This is a genomic window from Delftia sp. S65 (assembly GCF_016516495.1).
Lineage (GTDB): Bacteria > Pseudomonadota > Gammaproteobacteria > Burkholderiales > Burkholderiaceae_C > Comamonas > Comamonas acidovorans.
The window spans coordinates 22927-35600 of sequence record NZ_JACVUR010000009.1 but is presented as its reverse complement, the minus strand read 5'-3'; the positions used below and the strand labels follow the sequence as shown (position 1 = coordinate 35600).

Annotated in this window: 12 protein-coding genes; 10 read left to right on the top strand and 2 right to left on the bottom strand. The window is 68.7% G+C overall.

What is annotated here, in order from left to right:
* Positions 1 to 61 precede the first annotated feature (61 nt).
* Positions 62 to 2140 carry a molybdopterin-containing oxidoreductase family protein gene (locus IAE24_RS10420; RefSeq protein WP_199960496.1) on the bottom strand — a complete coding sequence of 693 codons (2079 nt, stop codon included), beginning with the start codon at positions 2138 to 2140 and terminating at the stop codon, positions 62 to 64.
* A 197-nt stretch (positions 2141 to 2337) separates the two neighbouring features.
* Here IAE24_RS10420 and IAE24_RS10415 point away from each other — a divergent pair, with 197 nt between their 5' ends.
* From IAE24_RS10415 to IAE24_RS10400, 4 genes are all read left to right on the top strand, one after another.
* Positions 2338 to 3495: an ABC transporter substrate-binding protein gene (locus tag IAE24_RS10415; RefSeq protein WP_199960495.1), complete on the top strand. Its 1158-nt coding sequence runs from the start codon at positions 2338 to 2340 to the stop codon at positions 3493 to 3495.
* Positions 3496 to 3521: 26 nt separating this feature from the next.
* On the top strand, positions 3522 to 4730 hold the full coding sequence (locus tag IAE24_RS10410; protein WP_013804369.1) for a M20 aminoacylase family protein: 1209 nt from the start codon (positions 3522 to 3524) through the stop codon (positions 4728 to 4730).
* A 61-nt stretch (positions 4731 to 4791) separates the two neighbouring features.
* Positions 4792 to 5571, top strand: coding sequence for an ABC transporter ATP-binding protein (locus tag IAE24_RS10405; RefSeq protein WP_199960494.1), 780 nt, complete (start codon positions 4792 to 4794; stop codon positions 5569 to 5571).
* Between the two features lie 115 nt (positions 5572 to 5686).
* Complete coding sequence (locus tag IAE24_RS10400) at positions 5687 to 5941, top strand: acyl-CoA-binding protein (RefSeq protein ID WP_012203065.1); 255 nt, start codon at positions 5687 to 5689, stop codon at positions 5939 to 5941.
* A 226-nt stretch (positions 5942 to 6167) separates the two neighbouring features.
* On the opposite strand, the gene IAE24_RS10395 is transcribed toward IAE24_RS10400, so the two are convergent.
* Positions 6168 to 7190, bottom strand: a complete 1023-nt coding sequence (locus IAE24_RS10395; RefSeq protein WP_199960493.1) for an isopenicillin N synthase family dioxygenase — start codon at positions 7188 to 7190, stop codon at positions 6168 to 6170.
* 597 nt (positions 7191 to 7787) lie between these two features.
* Here IAE24_RS10395 and IAE24_RS10390 point away from each other — a divergent pair.
* The 6 genes from IAE24_RS10390 to IAE24_RS10365 all read left to right on the top strand — a co-directional run bounded on the left by IAE24_RS10390 (position 7788) and on the right by IAE24_RS10365 (position 12661).
* Positions 7788 to 8816, top strand: coding sequence for an ABC transporter substrate-binding protein (locus IAE24_RS10390; RefSeq protein WP_043780730.1), 1029 nt, complete (start codon positions 7788 to 7790; stop codon positions 8814 to 8816).
* Between the two features lie 10 nt (positions 8817 to 8826).
* Positions 8827 to 9342: a nucleoside deaminase gene (locus IAE24_RS10385; protein WP_199960492.1), complete on the top strand. Its 516-nt coding sequence runs from the start codon at positions 8827 to 8829 to the stop codon at positions 9340 to 9342.
* A 55-nt stretch (positions 9343 to 9397) separates the two neighbouring features.
* On the top strand, positions 9398 to 10435 hold the full coding sequence (locus tag IAE24_RS10380; protein ID WP_071954252.1) for an ABC transporter substrate-binding protein: 1038 nt from the start codon (positions 9398 to 9400) through the stop codon (positions 10433 to 10435).
* A gap of 69 nt (positions 10436 to 10504) precedes the next feature.
* A complete protein-coding gene (locus IAE24_RS10375) occupies positions 10505 to 11347 on the top strand; it encodes an ABC transporter ATP-binding protein (RefSeq protein ID WP_012203070.1) in 843 nt (280 codons plus the stop codon).
* A gap of 16 nt (positions 11348 to 11363) precedes the next feature.
* The gene (locus IAE24_RS10370; protein WP_012203071.1) at positions 11364 to 12131 is read left to right on the top strand and encodes an ABC transporter permease; all 768 of its coding nucleotides are present in this window, start codon (positions 11364 to 11366) and stop codon (positions 12129 to 12131) included.
* Between the two features lie 14 nt (positions 12132 to 12145).
* Positions 12146 to 12661, top strand: a complete 516-nt coding sequence (locus IAE24_RS10365; RefSeq protein ID WP_199960491.1) for a nucleoside deaminase — start codon at positions 12146 to 12148, stop codon at positions 12659 to 12661.
* Positions 12662 to 12674: the final 13 nt, after the last annotated feature.

The following is a 12674-nucleotide window of genomic DNA, read 5'->3' as shown; positions in this document are numbered from 1 at the left end:
GTCCATTGTGCCGATGCGCCGGACGCCATTGCGCAGGAATCGCCCGCCTCCGGGGCGGGGCTCAGGCCAGCCGCTGCACCTGCACCGCGCAGTCGTAGAAGCTGGGCGCGCGGCCCAGGTCGGTCAGGCGCTGGTGGGTGAGCTCGTTGACGTTGGTGCCGTTGTCGCCATGTTTGCGCCACCAGATGCCCAGGCCGTTGACCACGCCCCGGCGCGCGCGGCCGTTGAGGGTGGCGTGGCATTCGTAGCTGCCCCGGTCGTTGAAGACGCGCACGCGGTCGCCCTCGGCCACGCCGCGCGGGGCGGCGTCGTCGGGGTGCAGCTCCACCAGCGGGCGGCCTTCCATGGTGCGCAGGCTCTTGACGTTGACGAAGCTGCTGTTGAGAAAGTTGCGTGCCGGCGGCGAGATCATGGCCAGCGGGTAGCGCGCATCCGTTTCGGCGGTTTCGTAGTTGGGCAGGTAGTCGGGAAGCGGGTCCATGCCGCGCCGCGCCAGCTCGGCGCTGGTGAACTCGCAGCGGCCCGAGGGCGTGGCGAAGCCGCCCTCGGCAAAGGGAGCCTCGGGCAGGGCCAGGGTGGCAAAGCCCTTGTCCATCAGCTCGTCGAAGTCCACGCCGCGCCCCTCGAAGGCTTCGCGGCACAGTTGCTCGTCTCCCGTCTGGAAATGGGCAGCGGCAAAGGCGTCGTCATGCCGCGCCATGTGCGCGGCCAGGTCGCGGAAGATCTGGCCGTTGCTGCGCGCCTGGCCCAGCGGCGCGATGGCGGGGCGGTTGAGCAGCACGTCGGTATGCCCGTAGCTGCCGTGGATGTCCCAGTGCTCGATCTGCGTGGTGGCCGGCAGCACGTAGTCGGCCAGGTCGGCCGTGTCGGTCATGAACTGCTCCAGCACCACGGTGAACAGATCCTCGCGCGCAAAGCCGGCCACGACCTTGGCCGACTCGGGCGCCACGGCCACGGGATTGCTGTTGTAGACCACGATGGCATCCACGCGCGGCCCGAAGCCGTTGCCGCCTTTGTGCAGCAAGGCGTCGCCGATGGTGCTCATGTTGATGGTGCGCGGGCGGCGCTCGCCCAGCAGGTGCGGCATCTGCAGTCGGGCGCGCTGCGCGGGCAGGGCGCCCGAGGCGGACAGCAGCAGGCCGCCCGCACGGTGGCGCCAGGCGCCCACCAGGGCCGGCAGGCAGGCGATGGCGCGCACGGCATTGCCGCCGCCGCGCGCGCGCTGCACGCCGTAGTTCAGGCGGATGGCGGCGGGCGTGGTGGTGCCGTAGTCGCGCGCCAGCTGGCGGATCTGCTCCACGGGCAGGCCGCAGACCTGGGCCGCGCGCTCGGGCGGCCACTGCAGGGCGCGGGCCTTGAGTTCCTCCCAGCCCAGCGTGTGGCGCGCAATGTAGTCATGGTCCAGCCAGCCGTGCGTGATCAGCTCGTGCATCAGGGCCAGTGCCAGGGCGGCATCGGTGCCGGGCAGCAGCTGCAGGTGCTCGTGGCATTTGTCGGCGGTCTCGGTCTTGCGCGGGTCGATGCACACCAGGCGTGCGCCGTTGCGCTTGGCCTCCAGCGCATAGCGCCAGAAATGCAGGCTGCTGCCGATGCTGTTGCTGCCCCAGATGAGGATGAGCCGGCTTTCGGTGAAATGCTCCACGCGCATGCCCAGCTTGCCGCCATAGGTCAGGTTCAGGGCCTCGCCCCCGGCGCTGGAGCAGATGGTGCGGTCCAGCAGCGAGGCGCCGAGCTGGTGGAAGAAGCGCCGGTCCATGCTCTCGCCCTGCACCAGGCCCATGGTGCCTGCGTAGCTGTAGGGCAGGATGGTTTCGGGATCGCGCGCCGCCAGGGACTGCAGGCGCGCGGCGATGTCGGCCAGCGCCTCGTCCCAGCCCACGGGCTCGAACTGCCCGGAACCCTTGGGCCCCACGCGGCGCAGCGGGGTGAGCACGCGCTCGGGGTGGTAGCTGCGCTCGGTGTATTTGCTGACCTTGGCGCAGAGCACGCCGCCCGTGTGCGGATGGGCGGGGTTGCCTTGGACTCTCTTGGCGATGCCGTCTTCGACCGTGGTCACCAGCGAGCAGGTATCGGGGCAGTCATGGGGGCAGGCGCCCAGCACCTGTGAGGTGGCCTGGAGTGGGGGCGTGGCGGAGGACATGGTGGCAGCGGTCTCGGACAGGGTGGGTACTTTGCGAAAAAACCGTGAAAGCCGGGAAAACGGGAAAAGGCCGTCACGGGCAAGGGGCGGTGCCGGTCTTGCATGCCGCAATCGCCGCTTGTCTTTATTATGCGGACCCTTGCAGCCGGCTGCACGCAGCAACGGCGCCGATTCCAGCGACAAAAACAGGCAAGTTCATGCTCCGACCCAAGACGGCGTTCAGCCGCAGACAGTTCATCGCAGCCAGCACGGCTGCCGCCGCCACCTGGACCGGCGCAGTGCGCGCCCAGGACGCGGGTGGCACCATCGTGCTGGGCCAGTCCTGCCCGTTGACCGGGTCTGCAGCGCAGATCGGCCAGCCCTTCCATGAAGGCGCCAAGCTGTACTTCGAGCAGCTCAACGCGCAGGGGGGCATTGCCCGGCGCAACGTCGAACTGCGCGTGATGGACGACGGCTACGAGCCCGAGCGCTGCGTGGCCAATACCCAGCGCTTCCTGTCCGACGACGTGTTCGCCCTGTTCGGCTACGTGGGCACCTCCACCAGCATGGCCGCGCTGCCGCTGCTGCAAAAGGCGCGCGTGCCCCTGTTCGCACCGCTGACGGGCGCCGACGCGCTGCGCCAGCCCCAGCTGGCCCACCTGGTCTTCAACGTGCGCGCCTCCTATGCCGACGAGACGGCGCTGATGGTGCGCCACCTCACGGGCCTGGGCCTGAAGAAGGTGGCCGTGCTGCACCAGAACGATGCCTATGGCGAGTCGGGCCTGGCCGGTGTCAAGGCGGCGCTGGCCGCCAAGGGGCTGGAGCCCGTGGGCGCGGCCACGGTGGAGCGCAACTCGAACAATGTGGCGGCGGCCGTCAAGACGCTGGTGCCGCTGGGCGCCGATGTGATCGTGCAGATCGTCACCTACTCGGCCAGCGCGGCCTTTGTGCGTGCGGCGCGCCAGGCAGGCTTTGGCGGGCAGTTCTACAACGTGTCCTTCGTGGGTGCCCAGGCGCTGTCGGAGACGCTGGGCAAGGATGCCGAAGGCGTGGTGGTCACCCAGGTCGTGCCCTCGCCCTTCCAGACCTCGCGCCAGATCACGCGCGATTTCCTGGCGGCCATCCAGAAGGGCGGCGGCAAGCTGACGCCCAACTATTCCAGCATGGAAGGCTATCTGGCGGCGCGCGTGTTCGCCGATGCGCTGCGCCAGGCCTCGGCCTCGGGCAAGCCCACGCGCGACGGCCTGGTGGCCGCGCTCGACGCCATGCACGGCCAGCAGGTGGCCGGCTTCCCGCTGGTCTTCAAGCCGCAGTCCGGCAAGCCGCGCTTCGTGGAGTTGTCCATGCTGACCGGCGACGGCAAGGTCCGGGTGTAGGCTTGCAGCTCTAGAAGGAGAACCCCATGGCCTTGCTGCAGGAACTGCTGGACCGCGCACCCGAGATCACCGCGCTGCGCCGCGACATACATGCCCATCCCGAACTGTGTTTCGAGGAGATCCGCACCGCCGACCTCGTGGCCCGGCAATTGGAGGGATGGGGCATTGCCGTGCACCGCGGCCTGGGCCGCACGGGCGTGGTGGGCACCATCCACGGCCGTGACGGCGGCGCCAGCGGCCGCGCCGTCGGCCTGCGCGCCGACATGGACGCCCTGCCCATGCAGGAGTTCAACACCTTCGAGCACGCCAGCCGCCACGCCGGAAAAATGCATGCCTGCGGGCATGACGGCCATGTCGCCATGCTGCTGGCCGCCGCGCAGTACCTGGCCGCGCACCGCGACAGCTTCGAGGGCACGGTGCACCTGATCTTCCAGCCGGCCGAAGAGGGCGGCGGCGGCGCGCGCGAGATGGTCGAGGGCGGCCTGTTCACCCAGTTCCCCATGCAGGCCGTCTTCGGCATGCACAACTGGCCGGGCATGAAGGCCGGCACCATGGCCGTGGGCCCGGGCCCGGCCATGGCGTCCAGCAACGAGTTCCGCATCGTCGTGCGCGGCAAGGGCGGCCACGCGGCCATGCCGCACATGGTGATCGACCCGCTGCCCGTGGCGGCCCAGCTCATCCTGGGCCTGCAGACCATCGTCAGCCGCAACGTCAAGCCCATCGAGGCGGGCGTGGTCTCGGTGACCATGGTCCACGCGGGCGAGGCCACGAACGTGGTGCCCGACAGCGTGGAGCTGCAGGGCACGGTGCGCACCTTCACGCTGGAGGTGCTGGACCTGATCGAGCGGCGCATGAAGACCCTGGCCGAGAGCATCTGCGCGGCGCATGACACGCGCTGCGAGTTCGAGTTCGTGCGCAACTACCCGCCCACCATCAACTCCGCGCCCGAGGCCGAGTTCGCACGCCGCGTCATGGCCGAGGTCGTGGGCGAGGCCAATGTGCTGCCCCAGGAGCCCTCGATGGGCGCCGAGGACTTCGCCTTCATGCTGCTGGAAAAGCCCGGCGCCTACTGCTTCATCGCCAATGGCGACGGCGACCACCGCGCCATCGGCCACGGCGGCGGTCCCTGCACGCTGCACAACCCCAGCTACGACTTCAACGACCAGTTGATCCCGCAGGGCGCCACGTTCTGGGTGAAGCTGGCCCAGCGCTGGCTGAGCGAGCCCACGCGCTGAGGCCCTTGCAGGGGCCGGCCGACACCGGCATGTCACACACCGCACCTAGCATGCGGTCCCTGTGATCTCCACCGAATCCTCCACGGCCGCCGCGCAGGGCGTGGCCGTCCAAGCCCGGCAGCTCAAGCGCATCTACGGCGAGCGCGCCGTGCTTCAGGACATCAGCCTGCAGATCGCCCCCGGCGAGGTGCTGGCCCTGCTGGGTCCTTCGGGCTGCGGCAAGACCACCCTGCTCAAGATTCTGGCCGGGCTGGAGCAGCCCAGCCGCGGCGAAGTCTGGATGGGCGGGCAGTGCGTGGCCAGCGCCTCGCAGTCCCTGCCGCCCGAGCGGCGCGGGCTGGGCATGGTGCTCCAGGACCGTGCGCTCTGGCCCCATATGAGCCTGCAGGCCAACGTGGCCTTCGCGCTGGAAATGCGCGGCCTGCCTCGCGCGCAGATCCACGAGCGGGTGCAGCAGACCCTGGGCCTGGTCGGGCTGCAGGGCATGGGCGAGCGTCTTCCCGGCAGCCTGTCGGGCGGCCAGCAGCAGCGTGCGGCGCTGGCCTGCGCCGTGGTGGAGCGCCCGCGCCTGGTGCTGCTGGACGAACCCCTGTCCGGCCTCGACTGCAACCTGCGCGAGCGCCTGTGCGAGGAAATTCCCTGGTTGCTGCGCAGCCTGGGTTGTACGGCCGTCTATGCGACCCAGGACCGCCAGCAGGCCTTCGCCGTCGCCGACCGCGTGGTCGTGATGGAGCACGGCCGCATCCTGCAACCGGGCAGCGCCCGGGACCAGCCGCCGACCCCCGTGCCTTGCGAGGCAGACCGATGGGCCATGGCCGGGCACCTGTGCAGCGCAGCGTAGGAGCGGCATGGCCGGTCTCGGTTCGGATGACGGTGAAAAAAGCACGGTCGTTCTAAATTCCTGCTTTTTTGGCTACACTGTGCCGCTACACGAACCGCCCACCAGGAGACCCGCTATGTCCGATCTGAATGCCGCCTTCGAGGCTGCCGTCAAGAACTCCACCTCGATCAGCGAGCGCCCCGACAACGCCACGCTGCTCAAGCTCTACGCGCTGTACAAGCAGGCCACCGAAGGCGACAACGAGGCCAAGAAGCCCAGCTTCACCGACATGGTCGGCCGCGCCAAGTGGGACGCCTGGGAAAAGCTCAAGGACACCTCGGCCGATGATGCCAAGCAGCAGTACATCGACCTGATCGAGTCGCTGCGCTGATCACACCACCACCGATCGCAGACACAGACAAGGCCCCGGAATCCGGGGCCTTGTCGTTTCCGGCCAGGCCACACCACACTATGTCAAAGAGTGGAGCGCTGGAAACTGGCGCGGTCCAACTCAGGGACGCCGAGCAAGAGCCGCCTCGCGGCGGGGGCGCCCAGCCGAAGGCGTCGTCCCCCTCCGCGAAGCGAGAAGGGGGAAGCGGCGCAGCCGCTCAGGGGGATCAATATTTGTTCGAGAAGTTCGCGCTGATGCGCTGGCGCAGATATTCCGCGCCCGTGATCGGCGGGTACTTCTTTTGCGGGCCCTCGATCACCGCGTCCTCGTTGGCCTGGCAGAAGAAGGCCAGGCTGTAGCGCGCGCCCTGGTATTCATGGGGCAGGGGGTTGCGCACGCGGTGGAAGTTGCTGGGCAGCTGGTCGTCGCTCCAGCGCGTGAGCATGTCGCCGATGTTGCAGGTGATCACGCCTTCCACGGGGTCCACGGGCGTCCATTGCTGGCCTTCCATCTCCTTGCCCGGCAGCACCTGCAGGCCGCCCTGGCCCGCGCGCTGGAACAGCAGGGTCAGGCAGTCGAAGTCGGTGTGGGCGCCTGCGCGCCACAGGCCCAGCTCGTCCTTGAGCGCGGGATCGACCGCGAAGTAATGCAGCATGCGCAGCGTGCTCTGGTAGGCGGGCACCGAAGGGTGGTGGGCGCGCGTGAAGAAGTCCGCATCAAAGCCCAGCTTGTGCGCAAAGCACGACAGCAGCCGCATGCCCACCTGCCAGCACTGGCGCTCGAAGCCCAGTGTGGCCTGCTGAAAGCCCGGCAGCTCCTGCTCCGTGGGCCACAGGCCGGCCATGCGCGGGCGCGTCATCTGGTAGGACTCCTTCTGGTCGGGCGTGCGCGTGGAAGGCCGGATCTGCGCCTTGTGCTCCCAGCCCGCATTGCGCGACAGCGGCCACTGCGCCTTCACCTCGCGCGGCAGGGCGAACAGCTGCTCGGCACGCCCGAAGGCCGCATCGATATCGGGCTGGGGAATGCCGTGGCCCGACACCTGGAAGAAGCCGATCTCCACCGAGGCCTGCCAGATCGCATCGGCAATCTCGGCCTTGCGGCGGTCAAAGTCGGAGATGTCGATCACCCGCACCTCCCGTGCGCGCGTCTCCTGCCCCTGGCCGCCCATGCGGGCCTCCTTGGCGAGTTCACCCAAGGCGTAATCTGAAGCCGGTGCCGAAGTCAGGGTGGGGTTGGCAAGCATGTTCATGGTCTGTTTCCTTTGCCGCAAAGGCAGTGGCAAGGCACGCAGCGGCCGGCGCAAAAAGACGCCGATCCCGCCCGTCGCTCTTGAAGTGGCTGACAAGGCACAGGTCGCAGCCACGCCGCTCCCGCACCCGCTTCAAGAGCAATGACCCGCGCCGGCACAGGCCGGCAAGCTGAACGCTTCTACTCTTGCCAACCACCCAAGCAAACAGCGCGCCAGCCCGCGCAGGCCTGTTCAAGGCCACCTGCGTTCCATCGTGGTGCAAGAGGGCCGGGCAGCTTGGTGCACGCGCCGCATCGGAACCGTCTGGCACCAATCTGATGCATGCCCGCCGCGTCGAAAACCGGCGCGGCCCAGCCCAGTGACACCGAGGAAGGGGCGCCCCGCACCGAGGGTGTCGTCCCCCTCCCGCGCAGCGAGAGAGGGGGAAGGCGCGAAGCGACTCAGGGGGTGGTACGCACTTTGCATACAAGCATCACTGAGTAGAAGCGTTCAGCACGCGCCCAGTGCGCGTTGCCCGGAAATTGCTCATGTCACGCCAGCCGCCCGGCCCCATGCCAGCGGCCGGTCCCCATGTTGATAGCGACTGAGAGTTCCACCATGCAACGCCGCCATTTCCTTGCCGCCGCCGCCCTTCCCGCTGCCAGTGCCGTGATGCCCGGTGCCTTCGCCCAGGGCAAGGCGCTGACACCGCTGAAGTTCACGCTGGACTTTCGCGTGACCTCGCAGACCGCGCCCTTTTTCGTGGCGCTGCAAAAGGGCTACTACCGCGACGAGGGGCTGGACGTGAGCATCGACGTGGGCTCGGGCTCGGTGGCATCCATCACGCGGGTGGCCAGTGGCGCCTACCAGCTGGGCCTGGGCGACATCAGCTCGCTGATCGAGTTCCAGGCGCAGAACGCGGGCGCGGCGCGGGTGCAGGCCGTCTACCAGTACTACAACCGCGCGCCGTTCGCCATCATCGGCCGCAAGGACCGGGGCATCACGGGCGAGTTCGCCAGCCTCAAGGGCAAGAAGGTGGCCGCCGCCGCCGTGGAGTCCACGCGCCGCGTCTGGCCCCTGGTCGCGCAGCGCCAGAACCTGCCGGCCGACCTGTTCGCCTGGACCACGACGGAGTTCTCGGCGCGCGACAACGTGGTGGTGCGCGGCGATGTGGATGCGGCCACCTATTTCCATGACTCGGCCGTGTCGCTGTTCGCGCGCATCAAGCCCGAGGAGCTGTCGGTGCTGCGCTATACCGATGCGGGCGTGCAGCTGTATGGCAACGCCATCCTGGCTTCCAGCGCGCTGGTGGCCGAGCAGCCGGCGCTGGTGGCGGGATTCCTGCGCGCCAGCAACCGCGCCCTCATCGAATGCCTGGCCCAGCCCGCGCTGGCCGTGGCCGCCGTGCGCCAGCGCGAGCCCATCCTGGATGAAAAGCTGGAACTGGCGCGCTGGGCCATCACCTCGCAATACCTGGCCGCGCCCGATACGCAGCGCCACGGCCTGGGCGACATCGACCCGCAGCTGCTGGCCCGCCAGGCCGAGCAGGTCAGCCAGGCCTTCGGCCTCAAGGCACCCGTGTCGGCCGATGCGCTGTTCAACCGCAGCCTGCTGCCGCCGCTGGCCGCGCGCATGGCCAAGGCCTGAGGGATCGCACATGGACCACGCCACCGTTTCACTGCCCCTTGAGGCTTCGCTCGACGAGCGCGACGGCCTGTACCTGCGCCGCGCCATCGCCATGGCCGACCGCGCGCGCAAGCGCGGCAACCGCCCTTTCGGCGCGCTCATCGTGGCCGCCGATGGCCGCGTGCTCGCCGAGGCCTCCAACGCCAATGGCGAGAGCGGCGACTGCACGGCCCATGCCGAGCTGTCGGCCATCCGCCTGGCCAGCCCGCTGCATGACCGCGAGGTGCTGTCCGCAGCCACCTTGTATTCATCGGCCGAGCCCTGCGTGATGTGCGCGGGCGCCATCTTCTGGTCGGCCATAGGCCGCGTGGTCTACGGCATAGATGCCGTGCGCCTGCGCGAATTCCGCGGCGAGTGCCTGGACCAGAAGGATGCCGAGCTGTCCTGCCGCGATGTGTTCGCCGCCTCGTCCCACGCCATCGAATGCATAGGCCCGGCGCTGATCGGCGAGGCCGCCGCATCGCACCAGGGCGCCTGGAAAAGCTGATCCGGCCCCGCTCCGTCCCCACCGTTTCTTTTGACCACCAGAGAGGAAGCCCACCATGCAAAAACGACTGTTCCTGCACACCGTCCTGGCCCTGTCCGCCAGCGCAGGCCTGGCAACGGCCCAGACACAGGCCCACGCGGCCACGCCGCTGAAGTTCCAGCTGGACTGGCGCTTCGAGGGGCCGGCCGCCTTCTTCCTGCAGCCGGTGGCCAAGGGCTACTTCAAGGACGCGGGCCTGGATGTCACCGTCGATGCCGGCAGCGGCTCGGGCGGCGTGGTGCAGCGCGTGGCCTCGGGCGCCTATGACCTGGGCTTTGCCGACATCGCGGCGCTGATGGAGTTCCAGGCCAACAACCCGGACATGCCCAACAAGCCCGTGGCCGTGATGATGGTCTACAACAACACGCCGGCCTCGGTGATGGCGCTCAAGAAAAGCGGCATCGCCAAGACGGCCGACCTCACCGGCAAGAAGCTGGGCGCACCCGTGTTCGATGCGGGCCGCCGTGCCTTCCCGCTGTTCGCCAAGGCCAACCAGGTCGGCACCGTGCAGTGGACGGCCATGGACCCGCCACTGCGCGAGACCATGCTGGTGCGCGGCGATGTGGATGCCATCACGGGCTTCACCTTCACCTCGCTGCTGAACCTGGAGGCGCGCGGCATCAAGGCCGCCGACGTGGTGGTCATGCCCTATGCGGACTTCGGCGTGAAGCTGTACGGCAACGCCATCATCGCCAGCCCGAAGCTGATCAAGGAGAACCCGGCCGCCATCAAGGCCTTCCTGCAGGCCTTCGCCAAGGGGGCCAAGGAAGTCATCGCCAACCCGGGCGCGGCCATTGCCTACGTGAAGGAGCGCGACGGCATCGTCAACACCCAACTGGAGACACGCCGCCTGCAACTGGCCATCGACACCGTGGTCAACAGCGCCGACGCGCGTGCCGAGGGCTTTGGCCAGGTCGTGCCCACACGCCTGTCGCTGATGGCATCGCAGGTCTCCGATGTCTATGCCACCAAGACGCGCGTGAACCCGTCCGAGGTCTGGAACGGCAGCTTCCTGCCGTCTGCGGCCGAGCTGAACATCCTGCCCAAGAAGTGACGACAAAGTGATTGACACCGTGCGCGTGCGCCAGCGGGTGGCGCGCACGGCCCTTGCCTGCTGCCTGCCATGAATTCCTCCACATCCCACGGCGATGACGACGCCTTCTTCGTCGAGTTCCGCGACGTCTGGCTTGCCTACAACGAGGAGCTGCTGCGCGCCAACCACTTCGCGGTCGAGGCCATCGACCTGCAGGTGCGGCGCGGCGAGTTCATCGCCATCGTCGGCCCCTCGGGCTGCGGCAAGTCCACCTTCATGAAGCTGACCACAGGGCTGAAGATGCCCTCCATGGGCCGCGTCATGGTCAACGGCGAGCGCGTAACCGGGCCGCTGAAGATCTCGGGCATGGCCTTCCAGGCGCCTTCGCTGCTGCCCTGGCGCACCACGGTGGACAACGTGCTGCTGCCGCTGGAGATCGTGGAGCCGCACCGCTCGCTGTTCCGCCAAAAGCGCAAGGAGTACGAGGCGCGTGCGCGCGCCCTGCTGCAGAAGGTGGGCCTGGGCGGCTACGAGGACAAGTACCCCTGGCAGCTGTCGGGCGGCATGCAGCAGCGCGCCAGCATCTGCCGCGCGCTGATCCACGAGCCCCAGATGCTGCTGCTGGACGAGCCCTTCGGCGCGCTGGACGCCTTCACGCGCGAGGAGCTGTGGTGCGTGCTGCGCGACCTGCAGGCCGAGCAGCGCTTCAACGTCATCCTGGTCACACATGACCTGCGCGAGAGCGTCTTCCTGGCCGACACCGTGTACGTGATGAGCAAGAGCCCGGGCCGCTTCGTGGTGCGCCGCGACATCGAGCTGCCGCGCCCGCGCGAGCTGGAGCTGACCTACACGCGCGAATTCACCGACATCGTGCACGAGCTGCGCGGCCACATCGGCGCCATGCGCAAGACCGGCGCGGCCATCCAACAATAGAACGGGGGAGATTCACATGCACAAGAAATACGCGGAACGCTGGGCGCCCTGGGTGCTGCTGCTGGCGGTCATCCTGCTGTGGCAGGTCATCTGCTCGGCCTTCGAGGTCTCGGAATTCATCTTCCCCAGCCCCTGGGCCATCGGCCGGCAGCTGGCCGAGTTCAGCGGCATCATCGCCGCCCACGCCTGGCGCACCTACTGGGTGACCATGGCGGGCTTCGGCATCGCCATCGTGGTGGGCGTGCTGCTGGGCTTTCTGATCGGCTCCTCGCGCCTGGCCTATGCGGCGTTCTATCCGCTGATGACGGCCTTCAACGCGCTGCCCAAGGCGGCCTTCGTGCCCATCCTGGTGGTCTGGTTCGGCATCGGCGCGGGACCGGCCATCCTCACGGCCTTCCTGATCAGCTTCTTTCCCATCATGGTCAACATCGCCACCGGCCTGGCCACGCTGGAGCCCGAGCTGGAGGATGTGCTGCGCGTGCTGGGCGCCCGGCGCTGGGACGTGCTGATCAAGGTCGGCCTGCCGCGCTCCATGCCCTACTTCTACGGCTCGCTGAAGGTGGCGATCACCCTGGCCTTCGTGGGCACCACGGTCAGCGAGATGACGGCGGCCAACGAGGGCATCGGCTACCTGCTGGTGTCGGCCGGCTCGTCCATGCAGATGGGCCTGGCCTTTGCCGGCCTGATCGTGGTGGGCGCCATGGCCATGGTCATGTACGAGCTGTTCAGCGCCATCGAAAAGCGCACCACCGGCTGGGCACGGCGCGGCTCGCAGGGCGAGTGAAGGAGAATCCGGCCATGATGCCCGCACCCACGACGCCGCCTTCCATGACGCCCCTGACCGACGAACAGGCCGCTCGCCAGCTGCGCCGCGCAGGCGCCGTGGCCGGGCGGGCCATGGCCATGGGTCGCCACCCCTTTGGCGCGCTGCTGCTGGCGCCCGACGGCGAGACCGTGCTGGCCGAGCAGGGCAACATCGACACGGTGAACCATGCCGAGTCCACGCTGGCGCGCACGGCCGCCGCCAACTATCCGGGCGCCTACCTGGCGCAGTGCACCCTGGTCACCACCTTCGAGCCCTGCGCCATGTGCGCCGGAACCATCTACTGGGCCGGCATAGGCCGTGTGCTCTACGGCGCCGAGGAAACGGCGCTGCTGGCGCTGACGGGCGACCATCCCGAGAACCCCACGCTGTCCCTGCCTTGCCGCGAGGTCTTCGCGCGCGGGCAGCGCGCCGTGCAGGTCATCGGCCCGGTGCCTGCGCTGCACGAGGAGATGCTGGAGCCGCACCGGGGCTTCTGGCAGCAGCGCTGAACGGCGGCTGCGC